Origin of the sequence: Pseudoalteromonas sp. P1-25, from assembly GCF_001401805.1 — a bacterium.
Taxonomy (GTDB): Bacteria; Pseudomonadota; Gammaproteobacteria; order Enterobacterales; family Alteromonadaceae; genus Pseudoalteromonas.
This window is the reverse complement of sequence record NZ_LKDW01000039.1, coordinates 15,699-35,662: the sequence shown is the minus strand read 5'-3', so window position 1 is coordinate 35,662 and position 19,964 is coordinate 15,699. Positions and strand designations below refer to the sequence as shown.

At 41.5% G+C, this 19,964-nt stretch carries 17 protein-coding genes and 5 tRNA genes; 17 read left to right on the top strand and 5 right to left on the bottom strand.

Going from position 1 to position 19,964, the window contains the following annotated elements:
- The 7 genes from AN393_RS17770 to purF form a co-directional block, all read left to right on the top strand.
- The coding region (locus AN393_RS17770; RefSeq protein ID WP_327077737.1) for a FimV/HubP family polar landmark protein at nt 1-2,439 on the top strand (2,439 nt) is incomplete at its 5' end.
- Nucleotides 2,440-2,585: 146 nt separating this feature from the next.
- Nucleotides 2,586-3,380, top strand: a complete 795-nt coding sequence (gene truA, locus AN393_RS17765; RefSeq protein WP_055015805.1) for a tRNA pseudouridine(38-40) synthase TruA — start codon at nt 2,586-2,588, stop codon at nt 3,378-3,380.
- Between the two features lie 140 nt (nt 3,381-3,520).
- Entirely contained in the window at nt 3,521-4,396 is an 876-nt protein-coding gene (gene accD, locus AN393_RS17760; protein ID WP_055015804.1) for an acetyl-CoA carboxylase, carboxyltransferase subunit beta, read from the top strand.
- 25 nt (nt 4,397-4,421) lie between these two features.
- Nucleotides 4,422-5,687, top strand: coding sequence for a bifunctional tetrahydrofolate synthase/dihydrofolate synthase (gene folC, locus AN393_RS17755; protein WP_055018774.1), 1,266 nt, complete (start codon nt 4,422-4,424; stop codon nt 5,685-5,687).
- Between the two features lie 11 nt (nt 5,688-5,698).
- Nucleotides 5,699-6,337: an SPOR domain-containing protein gene (locus AN393_RS17750; RefSeq protein WP_055018773.1), complete on the top strand. Its 639-nt coding sequence runs from the start codon at nt 5,699-5,701 to the stop codon at nt 6,335-6,337.
- A gap of 169 nt (nt 6,338-6,506) precedes the next feature.
- Nucleotides 6,507-7,001 (top strand): CvpA family protein, encoded by a 495-nt coding sequence (locus tag AN393_RS17745; RefSeq protein WP_055015801.1) that lies wholly within the window; start codon nt 6,507-6,509, stop codon nt 6,999-7,001.
- 18 nt (nt 7,002-7,019) lie between these two features.
- Nucleotides 7,020-8,546 carry an amidophosphoribosyltransferase gene (gene purF / locus AN393_RS17740; RefSeq protein ID WP_055015800.1) on the top strand — a complete coding sequence of 509 codons (1,527 nt, stop codon included), beginning with the start codon at nt 7,020-7,022 and terminating at the stop codon, nt 8,544-8,546.
- Nucleotides 8,547-8,640: 94 nt separating this feature from the next.
- Here the strand turns inward: purF and AN393_RS17735 are convergent, their stop codons facing one another.
- Entirely contained in the window at nt 8,641-9,240 is a 600-nt protein-coding gene (locus tag AN393_RS17735; protein WP_004586887.1) for a Yip1 family protein, read from the bottom strand.
- A 211-nt stretch (nt 9,241-9,451) separates the two neighbouring features.
- On the opposite strand from AN393_RS17735, the gene miaE reads away from it, so the two are divergent.
- On the top strand, nt 9,452-10,222 hold the full coding sequence (miaE, locus tag AN393_RS17730; RefSeq protein WP_055015799.1) for a tRNA isopentenyl-2-thiomethyl-A-37 hydroxylase MiaE: 771 nt from the start codon (nt 9,452-9,454) through the stop codon (nt 10,220-10,222).
- A gap of 31 nt (nt 10,223-10,253) precedes the next feature.
- On the opposite strand, the gene AN393_RS17725 is transcribed toward miaE, so the two are convergent.
- The 3 genes from AN393_RS17725 to AN393_RS17715 all read right to left on the bottom strand — a co-directional run bounded on the left by AN393_RS17725 (nt 10,254) and on the right by AN393_RS17715 (nt 12,421).
- Nucleotides 10,254-11,054: an ABC transporter substrate-binding protein gene (locus AN393_RS17725; RefSeq protein ID WP_055018772.1), complete on the bottom strand. Its 801-nt coding sequence runs from the start codon at nt 11,052-11,054 to the stop codon at nt 10,254-10,256.
- 52 nt (nt 11,055-11,106) lie between these two features.
- Nucleotides 11,107-11,844 (bottom strand): UDP-2,3-diacylglucosamine diphosphatase, encoded by a 738-nt coding sequence (locus AN393_RS17720; protein WP_055018771.1) that lies wholly within the window; start codon nt 11,842-11,844, stop codon nt 11,107-11,109.
- Between the two features lie 85 nt (nt 11,845-11,929).
- Nucleotides 11,930-12,421, bottom strand: a complete 492-nt coding sequence (locus tag AN393_RS17715; RefSeq protein ID WP_024032242.1) for a peptidylprolyl isomerase — start codon at nt 12,419-12,421, stop codon at nt 11,930-11,932.
- A gap of 412 nt (nt 12,422-12,833) precedes the next feature.
- On the opposite strand from AN393_RS17715, the gene cysS reads away from it, so the two are divergent.
- Nucleotides 12,834-14,213, top strand: coding sequence for a cysteine--tRNA ligase (cysS, locus tag AN393_RS17710; RefSeq protein ID WP_055015796.1), 1,380 nt, complete (start codon nt 12,834-12,836; stop codon nt 14,211-14,213).
- A gap of 73 nt (nt 14,214-14,286) precedes the next feature.
- Here cysS and folD read toward each other — a convergent pair whose 3' ends face one another.
- Nucleotides 14,287-15,141: a bifunctional methylenetetrahydrofolate dehydrogenase/methenyltetrahydrofolate cyclohydrolase FolD gene (gene folD, locus AN393_RS17705; RefSeq protein ID WP_055015795.1), complete on the bottom strand. Its 855-nt coding sequence runs from the start codon at nt 15,139-15,141 to the stop codon at nt 14,287-14,289.
- Between the two features lie 341 nt (nt 15,142-15,482).
- Between folD and AN393_RS17700 the strand changes: the two genes are divergently transcribed.
- The 8 genes from AN393_RS17700 (at nt 15,483) to clpX (ending at nt 19,870) form a co-directional block, all read left to right on the top strand.
- Nucleotides 15,483-15,559: transfer RNA gene (locus AN393_RS17700), tRNA-Pro, on the top strand.
- A 54-nt stretch (nt 15,560-15,613) separates the two neighbouring features.
- Nucleotides 15,614-15,690 (top strand) — tRNA-Arg (locus tag AN393_RS17695).
- Between the two features lie 24 nt (nt 15,691-15,714).
- Nucleotides 15,715-15,790: transfer RNA gene (locus AN393_RS17690), tRNA-His, on the top strand.
- A gap of 15 nt (nt 15,791-15,805) precedes the next feature.
- Nucleotides 15,806-15,882 (top strand) — tRNA-Pro (locus AN393_RS17685).
- Nucleotides 15,883-15,933: 51 nt separating this feature from the next.
- Nucleotides 15,934-16,010, top strand: a tRNA-Pro gene (locus AN393_RS17680).
- Between the two features lie 355 nt (nt 16,011-16,365).
- Entirely contained in the window at nt 16,366-17,670 is a 1,305-nt protein-coding gene (tig, locus tag AN393_RS17675) for a trigger factor (protein WP_055015794.1), read from the top strand.
- Nucleotides 17,671-17,833: 163 nt separating this feature from the next.
- A complete protein-coding gene (gene clpP, locus AN393_RS17670) occupies nt 17,834-18,451 on the top strand; it encodes an ATP-dependent Clp endopeptidase proteolytic subunit ClpP (RefSeq protein ID WP_055015793.1) in 618 nt (205 codons plus the stop codon).
- Between the two features lie 135 nt (nt 18,452-18,586).
- Nucleotides 18,587-19,870: an ATP-dependent protease ATP-binding subunit ClpX gene (gene clpX / locus AN393_RS17665; RefSeq protein ID WP_004586896.1), complete on the top strand. Its 1,284-nt coding sequence runs from the start codon at nt 18,587-18,589 to the stop codon at nt 19,868-19,870.
- Nucleotides 19,871-19,964 lie beyond the last annotated feature (94 nt).

The window sequence follows — 19,964 nt, the reverse complement described above, 5'->3', positions numbered from 1 at the left end:
CTTGTAGAAGAACCTGAACTTGTAGAAGAACCTGAGCTTGTAGAAGAACCTGAACTTGTAGAAGAACCTGAGCTTGTAGAAGAACCTGAGCTTGTAGAAGAACCTGAACTTGTAGAAGAACCAGAGCTTGTAGAAGAACCAGAGCTTGAAGATGAGCCTGGCCTTGTAGAAGAACCTGAGCTTGAAGATGAGCCTGAGCTTGTAGAAGAACCTGAACTTGTAGAAGAACCTGAGCTTGAAGAAGAACCTGAGCTTGAAGATGAGCCTGAGCTTTTAGAAGAACCTGAGCTTGAAGATGAACCTGAACTTGTAGAAGAACCAGAGCTTGAAGATGAGCCTGATCTTTTAGAAGAACCAGAGCTTGAAGATGAGCCTGAGCTTGTAGAAGAACCTGAACTTGAAGATGAACCAGAGCTTGTAGAAGAACTAGAGCTTGTAGAAGAGCCAGAGCTTGAAGATGAGCCTGATCTTTTAGAAGAACCTGAGCTTGAAGATGAGCCTGATCTTTTAGAAGAACCTGAGCTTGAAGATGAACCAGAGCTTGTAGAAGAATCTGAACTTGCAGAAGAATCTGAACTTGCAGAAGAACCAGGGCTTGTAGAAGAACCTGGACTTGTAGAAGAACCTGAGCTTGAAGATGAACCAGAGCTTGTAGAAGAGCCTGAGCTTGAAGAAGAGCCTGAGCTTCTCGAGGAGCCTGAGCTTCTCGAGGAGCCTGAGCTTGAAGAAGAGCCTGAGCTTAGTGATGATTTGCTTGAAAACACCGTCTTCACAGATAGTTCAGAAACATTACTTGACCCAGAAGATGCGCAGGGTGAGTACACTGACGATACCCTAAAAAGTGTTGATGAATTACTCAGTGAACTAGAGCAAGCTACAGACGAAGACTATGTTGAAAACCCTGATTGGGCACTTGATGACCTTGATGATGATATTGAAGAGGTAGAGGTCGATTTAGGTGACGATCCGCTAGATTCACAGGAAACACCAGCGAATCCGCTTTTAGATACTCAACCTGAAAATGAGGTTGTAAATGATACACTCAGCGATGATATAGACTTTTCAGATGAGAAGAGAGACGCGTTAGATGTAACAGAACAACAGCAATACTTACCTGATGAGTTATTGGGCGATGAGCTTGATGGTGAGGCTACAGGCATGCAGCCAAGCCAAGCTGAACAAGACTTAGCAAACGCACTTTCGGGCAATGAATTAGATAGCCTAGAAGACGACTTTGATGATGAATTACTCATTGATAATGATTTTTCAGAGCTGGAATTAGAGCCACAGCTTGCCGCTGAAGAAATCGGTGAAGATGATAGCCGGGCTCAAACGGATTTATCGGCGGATGAATTAACGGATGTCGCAAGCGAGCTAGATTTACCTGAAAATACGGATGAAGACAAAGGGGTTTTCGATGACGATTTACTGCAAAGCATTGATGGGTTAGACGAAGAGCTTAATGCATTATTAGATGAGCAAGTCACCCCAAGCGAAGAGCTTGATGAATACCCTGAATTAGAGCTTGATAACGACGATTTTGATTTAGATGATCAGCAATCATATAGTCCCCAAGAGTTGCAAGGTGATGAACTTGATGGACAGTCAAGCGGTATGGCCCCAAGCCAAGCTGAGCAAGATTTAGCGAATGCACTTGCTGGTAATACTGGTATTGATGCATTAGATGCTGACTTAGATGACGAGCCGCTGATTGACGATGATGTTGAGACACCTCTCTCGCAAGAGGAGTCTTTCAGTGAAGAGCAGATTACGGACAGCAAGCAAGAACAGCCTGATTTTGACGATGCAATTTTAGAACAAGCACTTTCTGAAGACGTTGAAGATGAAATAACAAACTCGCAGATAGAAGCTGAGCTAACGCAAGCTCCTGATGAGCAAACTAATGAAGAGGTTATACCCGACGAGCAGCTAGACGATGAGTTTATGGCTGATCTAACGCAAACCGATTTTGATGCGTTACTCAGTGAACTAGCTGAACCAGATGAGTTAAATTTAGAGGACAGCAGTGAATTTGACGTCGATTTCGATAGCTTACTTAATGAAGATTTAGATAGTGAGATTGAAACGAAAGCGGTTCAAGATAACCCTATACAAGATACAGAGCAGCCTACTGCCGACGATTTCGTTGATATTGATGCGCTACTCGAACAAAGTGACGACTCGGTACTTGAGCACGAACCTTATGACGAAGTTAATATGGATGTAGGGTTAGGTGATTTTGAATCCTTACTTGCTGGAGACAACCCTACAGATGTTGACTTAGAGAGCGGTGGTTATTCTGCCAAGCTCGATTTGGCAAGGGCGTATATTGAAATTGACGACTTTGACTCAGCATTAAAAGTGATTGAAGATGTTATTGAAAGTGGCCCTGAAGATGTGCAAGAAGAAGCCCAAAGCTTAAAAGCAAAATTAAAGTAGCGTTGTAAACGCGATTTGAGCCGCAATAAGGTAATTATTGCGGCTTTTTTGTAGGTATTTATTGGATCACAACACACTGGCTTTTATTGCACCGCGAGATAGCATAAAATGCCTCGTTCATTAGCACAGTAGGTAAAGCAGTAATTATGCGAGTAGCACTTGGAGTTGAATACAACGGCGCGCGTTACAGTGGGTGGCAACGCCAGTCTCACGTAAATAGCGTACAACAAGAAGTAGAAAAAGCGTTATCGCGCATTTGTAATCATCCGGTTGAAATAGTGTGCGCGGGGCGCACAGATGCTGGGGTGCATGGCACTGGCCAAGTTATCCACTTTGAAACTCATGCTCCGCGTGAAATGGTGGCGTTTACCATGGGGATGAATACGCTACTGCCTAAAGACATAGCAATTCGTTTTGCACAGCCCGTAAGTGAAGACTTCCATGCACGTTTTAGCGCAACAGCGCGTCGTTACCGTTATGTTATTTATAATTACGCCTACAGGGGCGCAGTGATGAATGAAGGGGTTACACATTTTCATCATCCACTTGATGAAACAAAAATGCAAGAAGCGTGTCAGTACTTAATTGGTGAGCATGACTTTACTTCTTTTAGAGCACTGCATTGCCAAGCTAATACAGCAAACAGAACAATTCATCATTTATCGGTACAGCGACAGGGTGATTACGTTATTATTGATATTAAAGCGAATGCTTTTTTACACCATATGGTGCGCAATATTACCGGTTGTCTAATGGATATAGGCTTACATAAACATCAGCCAGTGTGGTTAAAAGAGCTATTAGATTTAAAAGAGCGCGCTAAAGCCAGTGCCACGGCAAAAGCGGCAGGGTTGTACTTAGTGGATGTTGATTACCCAGCGCATTTTAACATTCCTAAAACGCCGTTAGGGCCATTATTTTTACCTGATACGGAATGTTAGTGCTGAATTTATAAGCGTTTATCTAACTACTAAGACCAGTTTTTTATACCGTGTTTGTGTAATTCATGTTTTAATTGAAAAAATCTGTCTGCTACTTATTAGCAGGCTCGCGACACAGAACAGCATTAAGAGAGTTGCAAATGAGTTGGTTAGAAAAAATCTTACCTAAAACGACTAAGTCATCAGGTCGTAAAGAAATTCCAGAGGGCGTTTGGGCTAAATGTACAGCTTGCGATTCAATTTTATATAAAGCTGAACTAGAGAAGTCATTAAACGTATGTCCTAAATGCGACCACCACATGCGTGTGAGCGGCCGTAAGCGTTTAGAGCACTTTTTAGATGAAGCCGACCGCACAGAGCTAGGTACTGAGCACGAGCCTAAAGATGTATTAAAGTTTAAAGACTCAAAAAAATACTCAGATCGTATTAGCGCAGCCCAAAAAACAAGTGGCGAAAAAGACGCATTAGTAGCGATGAAAGGCCGCTTAAAAGGTATTCCTGTTGCAGCGGTTGCTTTTGAATTCTCATTTATGGGTGGTTCAATGGCTTCGGTTGTAGGTGCACGCTTTGTTGATGCCGTAGACCAATGTTTAGAGCACAACATGCCATTAGTGTGTTTTTCAGCTTCAGGTGGTGCACGTATGCAAGAAGCACTTATGTCGCTTATGCAAATGGCTAAAACCAGTGCTGCACTTGCTAAAATGAGCGAAAAAGGCCTGCCGTTTATATCAGTTATGACCGACCCAACCATGGGCGGTGTATCAGCATCACTTGCGATGTTAGGTGATATAAACGTTGCAGAGCCAAAAGCCTTAATTGGTTTTGCTGGTCCGCGCGTTATTGAACAAACAGTACGTGAAACTCTGCCTGAAGGTTTTCAGCGTAGTGAGTTCTTATTAGAGCACGGTGCGATAGACATGATTGTTGACCGTCGCGAAATGCGTGACACGTTAGCACGTGTGCTTGCTAAATTTATGAACTTGCCTTCTACTGAACAAGAGCATAGAGTAGCGTAAATTTCAGCTTTACTGATTACACGCTATGACAAATATAATTCCTAGCCAATCATCAAGCCTTGATGATTGGCTTTGTTATTTAGAGAGTGTTCACCCTGCAAATATTGAAATGGGCCTCGAACGCGTCGCTACTGTTGCAAACAACATTGGCTTATTAAACACTTCCAGCAAAATCATTTTGATTGGCGGCACAAACGGCAAAGGGACAACAGCACGCTGTTTAGAGTCTTTATTGTTGGCTCAAGGTTATTCTGTTGGCACTTATGCCTCTCCTCATTTAATTAAATACAACGAGCGTGTGCGCATAAATGCTCAAGAGCTTGAAGATCAATACCATGTTGATGCCTTTAACACGCTAGAGCAAGGTCGCGGTAGCACGGCACTGACGTATTTTGAGTATGGCACTCTTGGTGCATTGGCTATTTTTAAGCATTTTGAGGTTGATTATGTGCTGCTTGAAGTTGGTTTGGGTGGGCGTTTTGATGCCACCAATATCGTTACACCTTATGCAAGTGTGATCACCACTATCGATTTAGATCACAAAGAATACCTAGGCGATACACGCGAGCTGGTTGCTTATGATAAAGCAGGTATATTTCGTGAAAATACGCCAGCTATTATTGGTGATTTGAACATACCCCACACTATGACCGATTACGGCACTGAGATTAAAGCCAATATGGTTATATCGGGCACTGATTTTATATTCAAAGAGCACCCAGCGCATTTCACATGGCAATATAAGCATTATGATCTGGCGTTAGACAAACCAGCAATTCCTGCACAAAATGCCGCAACTGCTTTAACTACTTTAGCAGCGTTAAATTTACTACCAAGCGATGAGGTAATTAAACGTTGTTTAGCTAATTTAGTTGTTGAGGGCCGATTTCAGCAACTCAATACTACACCTTTAGTGTTTACTGATGTTGCGCACAATCCCGAATCTGCTCGTTATTTAGCACTAAAGCTTGCAAGCTATAAAGATAAAGGCTTTAAAATTCATGCATTAGTCGCTATGCTTGCTGATAAAGATAAAGCGGGTGTACTTAAAGAGGTAAGCTCTGTAATTGATCAATGGTCTCTTACTAGCTTACACATACCACGTGGCGATAACGTTGAAAATATGGCCGCCGCGTTGCAAACAATACCTCATACAGGCACGCATGAACGCTATAATAGTGTGCACGATGCGCTTAATGTAATTATGCCTACACAGCAAAGTGATACGCTTTTAATTGTGTTTGGGTCATTTTTTACTGTTGCAGATGCTATAAACTACTTTAAAAAATAGAGAGAAAGTCGGTGAACTCAGGTTTTATAAATCGTTTAGTTGGAACCAGTATTGTGGTGATCGCAGCAATTGTGTTTATTCCTAATATACTCGATGGCGAAAAGGTCCACTATAAAGAGGGCTTTAAAGCTATTCCTGAACGCTCTGAGTTTAAAACTATCGACCTTCAAGAGTCTATAGATGAAAAAGTAGCGCAAGCCGAGCCCTTAAAGCAAGCGCCAATAGAGAATGTAGCTGCTGATGACGACGTGCTCACAAGCCAAGAAAGCAAATTCGCGGTAGATCGAGAAGTAGTCGAGGGCAGCATAGAAGGTGAGAGTGTGCCAAGCAAACCTGTTGCTAAAGTGCCAGAGCCTGTCAAAGCCAACCCTATTGCGCCACGCAAGAGTGAAGAAAACCTCACTGATATGGCCTATGTAATTCAGCTTGGTAGCTTTTCTCATGCGGCTAATGTAAAGGCTTTACAAGCAAAGCTCAAAGCAAAAGGCTTTAAAACGTTTACAAAGCCCATCAAAACGCCTAATGGTACATTGACTAAAGTGTTTGTGGGTCCTTCGCTTGATAAGGCTGAGCTTATTAAAAAGTTACCTGAGCTAAAAGCGCTGACCAAGCTCAACGGCAAAGTAACGCAATATACCGTCACTCACTGATTTTTAAAGGCCTTACTTAGTAAGGCCTTTTTAATTTAGCGCTAAAAAACACACCTCTTAAATGTTAATTTTTTGTATTAGATAGTTGCTGGTTATCTCCCGCTTTAACTTGCATATTTAGGAGGTTTGGGTATAGAATGCGCCCCAAAATAGCGACTAATTGGTTAATATGATCTGGGTTGATTACGCCATTCTTGGCATCATTGCACTGTCTACCATCATAGGTTTAATACGCGGCTTCGTTAAAGAAGCTATGTCATTAGCAGTATGGGGTTGCGCATTTATCATCTCTAGTTTGTTCTACCAATATTTAGCTTCCTTCCTAACAAGTATTTCTGAACCCCTTTTAAGAAATGCGGCGGCCATTGCCATACTCTTCTTTGCGACGCTACTGTTAGGCGGTTTACTAAACTACATTTTAGGTGAGCTTGTACAGCGTACTGGTTTATCTGGCACCGATCGTGTCTTTGGCATTGTTTTTGGTGCGCTACGAGGCGTGTTGGTCGTGAGCGCGTTACTCTTCTTTCTTGATGCTTTTACTGGTGCACCAAACACGCACTGGTGGGGCAATTCTATTTTGATTCCAGAATTTGGCTTTGTTGTTGAATGGTTTTTTTCGTACCTAGAAAACAACTCGAGCTTTTTAAATTCAGTAAACCGTTAATCGGCGAGGATAAATTACATGTGTGGTATCGTTGGGATAGTCGGAACATCTCCTGTTAATCAGGCGATTTATGATGGCTTAACTGTTTTGCAGCACCGAGGTCAAGATGCCGCGGGCATCATTACCATTGAAAACAATACGTTCAGCTTGCGCAAAGCAAATGGCCTAGTAAAGGATGTGTTTCACACCCGCCATATGAAGCGACTACAAGGCACAATTGGTATTGGCCACGTTCGTTACCCTACTGCTGGCTCGTCAAGTTCATCTGAAGCGCAGCCGTTTTATGTTAATTCACCATTTGGTATTGCGCTTGCGCACAATGGTAACTTAACGAATGCTGAAACGCTCAAGCAGCAATTATTTTCAGAAGCGCGTCGCCATGTTAATACAACGTCAGACTCAGAAATACTGCTTAATATTATGGCGCATGAGCTGAGTAAATCTGACAAATTACATTTAGACGCTGAAGATATATTCACCGCAGTAACCGAAGTAAACAACAAGGTTACAGGTGGCTACGCCGCTATTGCGATGATTATTGGTCACGGTGTTTTAGCATTTCGTGACCCTAATGGTATTCGCCCGCTGGTATTTGGTAAGCGTGAAACGCCTAAAGGCACTGAGTACATGTTTGCATCAGAAAGCGTAGCACTAAAGCCTGACGGCTTTGAATTTGTGCGAGATGTAGCGCCAGGTGAAGCTATTTATGTGACTGAAGACGGTCAATTTCATTCACAAAGTTGTGCAGAAAAAGCCTCTTATGCGCCCTGTATTTTTGAGTTTGTTTATTTCGCTCGCCCTGATTCAACCATCGATCGTATGTCGGTTTACGCAACGCGTGTAAACATGGGTACTAAACTGGGTGAAAAAATTGCGCGTGAGTGGAGCGATAAAGACATTGATGTAGTTATCCCAATTCCTGAAACCTCATGCGATGTAGCATTAGAAATTGCCCGCATGCTTGATTTACCTTACCGCCAAGGCTTTGTTAAAAACCGTTATATTGGTCGTACATTTATCATGCCAGGCCAAGAAATGCGTAAAAAGTCAGTGCGTCAAAAGCTAAATGCGATTGACCGTGAATTTAAAGGTAAAAACGTTTTACTGGTTGATGATTCAATTGTGCGCGGTACTACTTCTGCGCAAATTGTAGAAATGGCCCGTGAAGCCGGAGCAAAAAATGTGTATTTTGCCTCAGCCGCTCCTGAAATCCGCTTCCCGAATGTGTATGGTATTGATATGCCCTCTGCAGCAGAGCTTATTGCACATGGCCGCGAAGTTGAAGACATTAACCAAAGCATCAGTGCTGATGGCTTAATTTTTCAATCGCTAAACGATTTAATTGAAGCGGTGAGCCAAGAAAACCCAGAAATTACTAAGTTTGAAACCTCTGTATTTGATGGGCAGTACATTACCGGCGATATTGATCAAGATTACCTAAATCATATTGATCAACTACGTAACGACTCGGCTAAAAGCAACCGCGAAAATGCCATGTCATCAGGCCTTGAAATACATAATCAAGATGCCAACGAAGCTGACTAATGTGTAACTAAACATAATCGACATAAAAAAAGGAGCTAATTAGCTCCTTTTTTGCGAAGGAAAGGGAACACTTCATATCAAACAACGTGGTTGATTAGGTAAACATTGGACTCACAATACCGTTAGTCCAAAGAATTGCGGTTACAGCTAAAATTATTACCAATAAAATTAGCCCGCAGGTGACAACAGAGCTGGCATAAATAAAGCCGCGCTCTTGCGGAATATGCATAAGTATTGGCACGCCCGTATACAGTAAGTACACCGAGTAGGCTAGGGCAATCATACCTACGCAAACAACAAACCACAGCTCAGGTAAAAAAGCGGCTAAGGCCGACATAAACACAGGTGTAGCAGTATAAGCGGCAAGCTCAAGCGTTTGTGTAAACGTAGGTTTAGCACCAAATGTAACGGCCATCCAATGGGCTAAATAGGCCAAAGCAAACACTCCGGCTATTAACGCACCATACATAGCCACGGCAATTAGCAGTGCGCTTTCATGCGTTAAAAATACTGGGTTGCCTGCACCAATACTCCAGCCTAAATACACCGATGAGTAATACCCCATAATCGATGGAAATAATGCAATAAGTAAAATATGCGACAAGCTGTAAGTTAGGCTTTCGTGGCGGTTATCTATTGTTTGCCATTCTTCGAGTGGATGAGCATAAATGCCCCACAGGTGATTCAGTATCATAGCGGTACTCCATAAAAGGAACGGTTTACTGTTGGGTATAATTTATTTTTAGTTTGTTTTTTATACAGCACTTATATTTATGGTTTAGTTCAGAGACAAAGTCAAGTTAACTGCTTATTAACATTTTAAGTCAGTTGTTTTTGCTTGTTTTATTCTTCGTTATTTTTCGTGTTAAAATGGCGTTTTATTATTTGAAGTAACGAGCATCCCTGTGCCACATAGCGAACTTTTAGCCCCTATTAATAATTTTTTATTGTGCGAAACCCCGAATGCCTGGGTAGATGAAGCAGTAAAAAAAGAGAATTTATCGGTTATCTTAATCGACCATTTAATTTGTGAGTTAAAAGCAGCGCAAAGTGCAATGTTTTTAATCCGTAAGTACGCGGTCGATAAAGACAGCAGTGATGCATTACTCGAATGGCTAAAACCTTTTGAAACACTTATTTATAAGCGTGAAGGCAATTGGCGAGATTTGGCGGCTAAAAATAAACTGACAAAATCTATTATTCCAAAGTCAAACTCGCCATACGGGCAAGATTTAATTGATAAAATGGTGATGCTAATAAAAGAAGAGTTACATCACTTTTACCAAGTGCTCGAAATAATGGACGAATATGGCGTAGAGTACCGAAGTATCACACCGTGTCGCTATGCTAAGGGGATGCTACGTAACGTTAAAACGTTTGAACCTAATGCTCTCGTCGATAAGCTTATTGTAGGCGCTTATATTGAGGCTCGCTCGTGTGAGCGTTTTGCAAAGCTTGCGCCGCATGTTGATAAACGCTTAGGCGATTTCTATATTTCGTTGCTTCGCTCTGAGGCACGCCATTATCAAGATTACTTAACACTGGCACAAGAAATTGCTGATTTTGATATTACTGAGCGAGTCGACTTTTTTGGTAAAGTTGAGGCTGATTTAATTACCAGCCCCGATGAAGACTTTAAGTTTCACAGTGGTGCACCTGCACAAGTCACTAACTAAATCGGTGCTATTTGCTCTTCAAGCGCACTGGCTAGTTTGGTGCGCTACTTCTTTCTATAAAGTCTATAAGTTCAAGTGCTGCACTTTGAGAAAAACCATGTTTCATCAACACTTTTTTTGCGGTGCCATTGTATAAAATAGCGGTAAAGCCTTGCTCAAGTGCGTCCCTTTTATGTTTTGCATTAGGGTCAGATTTGGGAAACATTACATGGAGTTGGTGGTGCTCTAAATCCGGCGAAATATATTCAACTTGTGGCGCGCCGGGCTCATTAAGCTTTTCGGTGTTTTTTAACCAATATTCCCCCACTTCTTTAGTGCCTGCAACTAAGTCTATCCGTCCTTTTTGTAGCATGTATAAACTATTAATTAACCCACGAGTGGAGGTTACAGCCAGGCCATTACTTTCAGAAAAAGCCTCGCTAACTGCATAGCCAACGCCTTTACAAATACTGTATGGCTGTAAAGAGTTCATACTGCCGTCATAGTTTATTTGCCTGCCTTTGAGCTTAAATAAGCCGACATATACGTTAGCCAGCGGGCGTGAGTAGTAAAAAAGCTCAGTGCGAGATTGTGTAAAAAAAGCGCCTAAAATTGCATCTTTTTTATTTATTTTGGTTAGCTTTAGGGCTCTGTTCCAACTGGTAAACTCTATATCGTTATCAATATTTTGATTTATTAAAGCCGCTTTAATTAAGGCTGTCACCCAACCATTATCCATTAATCGCTCACCAATATAAGGAGGAGAGTTTTCAGCGACGAGTTGCCAATTTTCAGAGGCGTACCCTTTGGAAAAAATGCAACAAAGCAATAAGCAAAAAATAGCTTTATTCATATATCCTTATCCTATTACCAAAAAGTACTTAAATAATAGTCAGGATTTGAGATTATGCGAAGGGCGTATTAATAAGTTTTTGACTGTCTGGTGTAACCACTAAGTATGAGCCCTGAGTATACCAATCTCCAAGCACAGTGCGTGTTAGTGTTTGCTTACCTACAGTGTACTTATGCACATTAGGGCGATGCGTGTGCCCGTGTATCATGTTGCTCACATTGTGTTTTGCAAACATCGCCAGTACGGCGTCATCAACTACGTCTAAAACTTCTATGGGTTTGTCGGCTTGACTTAATTTACTTTTTTCTCTGGCATTACGCGCAATTTTTTTTCTGTAGCAAAGTGGCATTGCTAACATTAATTTAGGCCACCACCAGCCACGGCTTTTTTTGCGAAACTTTTGATACTCTATATCTTGAGTACACATTTCATCACCGTGCAAAATAACAGTGGGTGTGCCATACAAATCTATAACCGTTTGCTCGTTTAGCAATACCATACCAGCGCGTTTAGCGTATTGCTCACGCATAATAAAATCACGATTACCATGTATAAAGTACACTGGAGTTCCGCCATCTTTAACGGCTTTTAAATGTTTTGCAACTTCACTGGCCAATTCTGTTACGTAGTCATCCCCAACCCATACTTCAAAAAAATCACCTAAAATATACAGTGCATCTACGGGCTTACCGATAATATGCGTATTTATAAAGCGATAAAAGGCCTCGCTAATATCTGGGCGGTTTTCACTTAGATGTAAATCTGCAATAAAGTAGGTTTGAGAAGTCATAAAGGCATCTAGTTAGGTTAAATAAAAGCGGGCGAATACATTAATGTACCATGCCCGCTTAATTACTCAGTGTAAGAGTGAACGTTTAGCTTACAGTAACGTTTTCGATGATTACATTTTCAAGCGGTACATCTTGGTGAAAACCAGCGCTGCCTGTTGCTACACCTTTAATTTTATTTACTACGTCCATGCCCTCAACTACTTCTGCAAATACGCAGTAACCCCAGCCTTGCGACGTTTCGCTGCTGTGGTTTAAAAAGTCGTTGTCGTTAACATTAATAAAGAATTGGGCCGTTGCTGAATGTGGATCAGGCGTACGTGCCATTGCTAATGTACCTACTTTATTAGATAGGCCATTATTAGCTTCGTTTTGAATTGGGTCGTTAACGTCTTTTTGTTCCATACCAGGTACAAACCCACCGCCTTGCACCATAAAGCCGTCAATTACGCGGTGAAAAATAGTGCCGTTGTAAAAACCTGAGTTTGCGTACTCTAAAAAGTTTTTAACTGTGTTTGGAGCTTCTTGCTCAAACATTTTAATGGTGATGTCACCAAAATTAGTGTGTAGAACAACCATGTGGTTTCCTATATCTGGTTTAATTAGTCGCGCTATTTTATCTTAGTTAACTAAGATAAACAAAGTGCTTGTTCAATATATCCAAAGCTGCTCAGGGTATATACTTGTGCGTTTTACAGGGGGCTAATATCGAGGTGGTATTTTGTCGTTGTTGTATTTTCTCTCAATATGTAGCTATGCACAGAACAAAAGCCCGTTGAGCAATAAACAGGGTGATTTAAAACCGATTTTACAGTGTTATTAATTTTAACAACAGAACCTCTCTGACACACAATCAAGGCCTAACCTAAATTGGTTTTAATTCCAGCTTAAACAACTGTATTGAAGAGGTTTGGGTATAAAAAGCGCTAGAGCGGGGGCTTTTCAAGTGTTAACATAGCCAACTCAGCAAACAGTCAAGGACTTAAAGTAAATGGTACAAATATACAACACACTCACGCGACAAAAAGAGCAGTTTAAACCTATGGTCGAAGGCAAAATCGACATGTACGTGTGTGGTATCACCATTTATGATTTTTGTCATATCGGTCATGCGCGTACATTTGTCGGGTTTGATGTTATTGTCCGCTATCTTCGCCATCTTGGTTACGACTTAAAATACGTACGTAATATTACCGACGTAGATGATAAAATAATTAAACGCGCAAACGAAAATGGCGAGTCAATTAATGACCTAACTTTGCGTATGACCAAAGCCATGCACGAAGACTTTGATAGCCTAAACATGTTGCGCCCAGATATTGAACCGACGGTTACAAACCATATGGACGAAATCATCGAAATGGTTGAACGCTTAATTGCAAAAGGCCATGCGTACGTAGCAAACGACGGCGACGTGCTTTTTGATGTTTCTACGTTTGAACAGTACGGTGCACTATCGCAACAAGATTTAAGTATGCTCCAAGCAGGCTCTCGCGTAGAAGTTGCACAAGATAAAGACGATCCGCTTGATTTTGTATTGTGGAAAAAAGCAAAAGCAGGCGAACCTTCTTGGTCATCACCGTGGGGAGAAGGGCGCCCAGGTTGGCATATAGAATGTTCAGCAATGAGCTCAAAGCATTTAGGCGAGCATTTTGATATTCACGGTGGCGGCTCTGACTTACAGTTTCCGCACCATGAAAACGAAATTGCCCAATCATGCTGTGCAAACAATGGTAAGTATGTAAATACGTGGATCCACACCGGTATGGTACAAGTAAATAAAGAAAAAATGTCTAAATCATTAGACAACTTTTTTACTGTGCGTGAGGTATTAAAAACATATGATGCTGAATCGGTTCGTTACTTTTTAATATCAGGGCATTACCGAAGCCAGCTAAATTACTCACAAGAGAATTTAGATCAAGCACGCTCATCACTTGAACGTATTTACACAGCACTTCGTGGTGTAGAGCCATTAGCGTGCGACATTGAAAGCAATGAGTACGTGGCTAAATTTAGAAAAGCGATGAACGATGACTTTAATACACCAGAGGCGTTACCGGTTTTATTTGAACTGGCTAAAGAGCTTAACCGTGTTAAAGACACCGATACACAGCAAGCAGGGCAATTAGCATTTGTGCTACGCAGCATAGGCGAAGTACTTGGCGTTGCTCAGCAAGCACCAGAATCGTTTTTGCAAGGTGGGCAAGATGATGATGAAGTAGCCACTATCGAAGCGCTGATTGTAAAACGTAACGAAGCGCGCGCAAATAAAGACTGGGCCGCCGCTGATGAAGCACGTGATGCACTCAATGCACTCGGTGTTGTGCTTGAAGACTCAGCCGGTAAAACAACGTGGCGTAAAGCGTAAACGTGTTAAAATAGTTTTTAAACTAAAAAGGGCTGCCAGCTGGCAGCCCTTTTTATTGGTATCAGTTAAATGCTTAACTGTGGTATTTTTCACATGCTTCAAGTGTGTTTTCAATCAAACTTGCTACAGTCATTGGCCCAACACCACCTGGTACAGGAGTAATAAAATCAGCTTTTTGCTCTGCAATGCTATACTCAACATCACCGACTAATTTACCTGTATCTAAACGGTTAATACCTACATCAATCACAATCGCGCCTTCTTTTACCCAATCGCCCGGAATAAATTCAGGTTTACCTACGGCCACTACTAATAAATCTGCACGGCGAACATGGGTTTCTAAATCTTGTGTAAATTTATGGCATACCGTTGTAGTACAGCCGGCAAGTAGTAACTCAAGCGACATAGGGCGACCAACAATATTAGAGGCGCCAACCACTACCGCATGCATTCCCTTGTAACGCACGCCTGTTGAATCAAGTAAGGTGATAATCCCTTTTGGTGTACATGGGCGAAGCGCCGGCATACGTTGCGCTAAGCGACCAATATTGTACGGGTGAAAACCGTCTACATCTTTATGGGGTGTAATGCGTTCTAAAATCTTTTCTGCATCGAGGCCTTCAGGTAGCGGTAGTTGTACTAAAATACCATCTACTTCGCCATCGTTATTTAGCTCATCAATTAATGCTAGTAGTTCTTCTTCGCTGGTTTGCGCAGGTAAATCAAATGACTTTGAAATAAATCCTACTTCTTCACACGCTTTGCGCTTAGAGCCAACGTAAACTTGGCTTGCAGGGTCAAGCCCTACCAGTACTACTGCTAAACCAGGTGCACGTAAACCGTTTGCAACGCGCTCGCTTACGCGCTCAGCCACTGCACTACGTACTTGTTTTGCGATTGCCTTACCATCAATGATGTTTGCCGTCATGGGGGACCTTTAATTGGGGTTAAATAAACTTCGATACTTATATTTTAAAAGCACCAGCATATAAAGTGGGGTGTATGCAAAAAATTAATTTTATTAATGCTTTTTTAATATGCAGGCTATTTTCGCAGAAAAGGCCCGAAGCGCCAAGGTGCTTTTAAGTTATAAACCGGTGTTTTCAAAAAAAGCGTCTAAATTTCAGCTGGATTTTGCAATATTTAACCATTATGAACTAAAAATGACCGATTGATTTATTTTATGCAAAAAACGTTTGACCTCTCTTAGGCAAATCACTATTATGCACCCCGTTGTCAACGAGGTCACTCGCAGACAATCGTAAGCATCGGCGATTAGCGCAGTTTGGTAGCGCACTTGGTTTGGGTCCAAGGGGTCGCAGGTTCAAATCCTGCATCGCCGACCACTTCTTTTATTTTTATAATTGAAAAGCTTACTGGCAAACTATGAAGTTTTCGATGCGCCCGTAGCTCAGCTGGATAGAGCAACGCCCTTCTAAGGCGTTGGTCGAAGGTTCGAATCCTTCCGGGTGCGCCATTTGAAAACAAAGTAAATACCGTGGTGATTGTAGCTCAGTTGGTAGAGCCCCGGATTGTGATTCCGGTTGTCGTGGGTTCGAGCCCCATCAGTCACCCCAATTTACTTCGAGTATCGGCGATTAGCGCAGTTTGGTAGCGCACTTGGTTTGGGTCCAAGGGGTCGCAGGTTCAAATCCTGCATCGCCGACCACTTTCTTATAAGTGGCTTTAAATTCAACATTTAAGTATTCAACATAATTATCGGCGATTAGCGCAGTTTGGTAGCGCACTTGGTTTGGGTCCAAGGGGTCGCAGGTTCAAATCCTGCATCGCCGACCACTTTCTTAACCTTAAAGAAAGTAAACGAGTAATCACTCAGCAATAACGTCTATTTACTTCCTACTAAAATATCGCTTTAACGTACTTGTTAGTCTGTTTTTTACGCAGTTGGTCTCGATCGTAGCTAAACTAGTCCAAATAATTGCCCCCTACACTCGACTATCATAATTATTAGGTTATAATGCCGCGTCTATTGTTTAACATAGTGCCCGAAGGGCAGAGCAGCAATGGGATCTCATGGTAGTGACGGATGCTTTTTAGTGAAAAATCGCTTTAAAATTTATCAAGACTCATGAAGATTACTTTGTTTGTAAGGAAGGCGAACAGTCGCCAAAATTGAATATTGAGGTAAATCATGCAAGTTTCTGTTGAGACGACTCAAGGCCTTGAGCGCCGTCTGACCATCACCGTTCCTGCAGAGAACGTTGAGACCGAAGTAAAAAAACGCTTACAACAACTGTCAAAAACGCAGCGTATTGATGGCTTCCGTGCTGGTAAAGTACCAGTTTCAGTAATTAACAAGCGTTTTGGACCTGCGGTTCGTCAAGAAGTAGCTGGCGAAGTAATGCAGCGTAATTACATTGAAGCAATTGTTTCTGAAAAAATTAATCCAGCTGGCGCACCATCATTTGCACCAAAATCACTTGAAGCAGGTAAAGATTTAGAATTTACTGCAACATTTGAAGTATACCCTGAAATTGAAGTTCAAGGTTTAGACAAAATTGCAGTAGAAAAACCAGCTGTAACAGTAACTGACGAAGATTTAGCAAACATGCTAGAAACACTTCGTAAGCAACATGCTTCTTGGGCTGATGTTGATGCAGCTGCTGGCGAAAACGACCGTGTAACAGTTGATTTCGTAGGTACTATTGACGGCGAAGAGTTTGAAGGCGGCAAAGCTGAAGACTTCCCACTTGAACTTGGCCAAGGTCGTATGATCCCAGGTTTCGAAGACAACATCGTTGGCAAAAAAGCAGGCGAAGAAGTCGTTGCTGATGTAACTTTCCCTGAAGATTACCACGCTGAAAATCTTAAAGGTAAAGCAGCTCAATTCACTATCACAGTGAAAAAAGTTGAAGCACAAGAGCTACCTGAATTAAGCGAAGAGTTTGCAACTAAATTCGGTGTTACCGAAGGCGGTGTAGACGCGCTTAAAGAAGAAGTTAAAAAGAACATGACACGTGAGCTAGACCAAGCGGTTAAAGCTAACGTGAAAGACCAAGCAATTAAAGGTCTTTTAGAAAACAACGAAATCGAAGTACCTAAAGCACTTGTTGATCAAGAAGTTGACGCATTACGTCAGCAAGCAGCTCAACGTTTTGGCGGCGACGCTAAAAACATGCCTGAGCTTCCAGCTGAATTGTTCCACGAGCAAGCAGTAACTCGCGTTAAAACTGGCCTATTACTAGGTGAAGTGATCAAAGCAAACGATATCAAAGTTGATGATGAAAAAGTTGAAGCATTAATTGCTACAGTTGCATCTGCTTACGAAGATCCAACTGAAGTAGTAGAATACTACAAATCAAATGATCAACTTATGCAGCAAATGCGTAATGTTGCAATGGAAGAGCAAGCTGTTGAAGCTATTTTAGCTAAAGCAAACGTGTCTGACGTTGAAAAAGCATTTGATGACATCATGAATCCTCAGCAAGGTGCTTAATAAGTCATTGACTTAAGCGCTCGCTAACGATTAAATGGCTCGTGTTACTCTGTTTATGCAGTGTGCCCGGGCCATTTTAGTTTGTGCCCCATAATTTGCGAAAAATGATAACTATGCTTCCTTTAGTAAGAAAAAGCATAAGCGCATAAGGAATTAAAAAAGTATGAACACTGGTATGACAGATCCCCTAAATGCATTAGTCCCTATGGTTGTTGAACAAACAGCTAAAGGTGAGCGCTCGTATGACATTTATTCGCGTCTATTAAAAGAGCGAATTATCTTTTTAACGGGCCAAGTTGAAGACAACATGGCAAACCTAATTTTAGCGCAAATGCTATTTTTAGAATCAGAGAACCCTGAAAAAGATATCTTTTTATATATTAATTCACCAGGTGGTTCGGTAACCGCTGGTATGGCAATTTACGATACAATGAACTTTATCAAACCAGATGTAAGTACTATTTGTGTTGGCCAAGCTGCAAGCATGGGTGCATTCTTGCTTACTGCTGGCGCTAAAGGTAAGCGTTTTTGTTTACCAAACTCACGTGTAATGATTCACCAGCCGTTAGGTGGTTTCCAAGGTCAAGCATCTGACTTTGAAATACACGCAAAAGAAATTCTGTCTATTAAAGACAAACTTAACCGCTTAATGGCAGAGCATACAGGCCAGCCACTAGAGGTTATTTCACGCGATACTGACCGTGATAACTTTATGAGTGCATCACAAGCTGTAGATTACGGCCTGGTTGACTCAGTGTTTACAAATCGCGAAAGCAAGTAAGCGTGTAGGCAAGCAAATAATTGCTTGCCACTTTGAGTTACTATGCGAAAACCAGTAAATTTTGGTATAGTTAAAAGCGAATTTGAAATAGTTGCCAACCTTATTTGGCAGCCAACGTATAAAAGAGGTAGCTGAATGTCTGACACTCCTACAGACGGCGACAAAAGTAATAAATTGTTATACTGCTCTTTTTGTGGCAAAAGCCAACACGAAGTGCGTAAATTAATTGCAGGTCCTTCAGTATACATTTGTGATGAATGTGTAGAGCTGTGTAACGATATTATCAGGGAAGAAATCAAAGACATTGCTCCTAAGCATAATTCGTCTGATAAACTACCTGTGCCAAAAGAAATTCGTAATCACTTAGATGACTACGTAATTGGTCAAGACCATGCTAAAAAAGTATTGTCTGTAGCGGTATACAATCACTACAAGCGCCTACGCAACCAATCTACAAAGCAAGAAGTAGAACTAGGTAAAAGTAACATTTTGCTTATTGGCCCTACAGGTAGTGGTAAAACATTACTGGCAGAAACACTTGCGCGTTTACTTGATGTACCGTTTACTATGGCAGATGCAACTACATTAACCGAAGCAGGTTATGTAGGTGAAGATGTAGAAAACATCATTCAAAAACTACTACAAAAATGTGATTACGACGTAGAAAAAGCCCAGCGTGGTATTGTTTACATTGATGAAATTGACAAAATTTCGCGTAAATCAGATAACCCATCTATTACACGTGACGTGTCGGGTGAGGGCGTACAGCAAGCGCTGCTTAAACTAATTGAAGGCACGGTTGCCTCAGTCCCACCACAAGGTGGTCGTAAGCACCCGCAGCAAGAGTTTTTACAGGTTGATACCTCTAAGATTTTATTTATTTGTGGTGGTGCATTTGCAGGCCTAGATAAAGTAATCGAACAGCGTAGCCACAAAAATACCGGAATTGGCTTTGGTGTAAACGTTAAAGAGTCAGCGTCGAGCCGCTCTTTAAGCGAAACATTTAAAGACGTAGAGCCAGAAGATTTAGTGAAGTACGGCTTAATTCCTGAATTTATTGGTCGTCTACCTGTTGTTGCTACATTAACTGAGCTTGATGAAGCGGCACTTGTACAAATATTAAGTGAACCTAAAAACGCCATTACTAAACAGTTCTCTGTATTGTTTGGTATGGAAGACGTTGAGTTAGAGTTCCGTGACGATGCACTAAGCGCTATTGCTCACAAAGCAATGGAACGTAAAACAGGTGCTCGCGGACTTCGCTCAATTGTTGAAGGCGTGCTACTTGATACCATGTATGAACTTCCATCAATGGATGACGTAAGCAAAGTGGTTATAGATGAAACCGTGATAAAAGGTGAATCTGACCCAATCTTGATTTATGAAAATAATAATCAAGATAAAGCTGCATCAGAGTAGTTTTTAAGCTATTTGTATAAAAAAGGAGCCTTAGGCTCCTTTTTTTATAATTAATTTGAACGAGTTGGGGAAATTTGTTGAACTTTAATTAGAT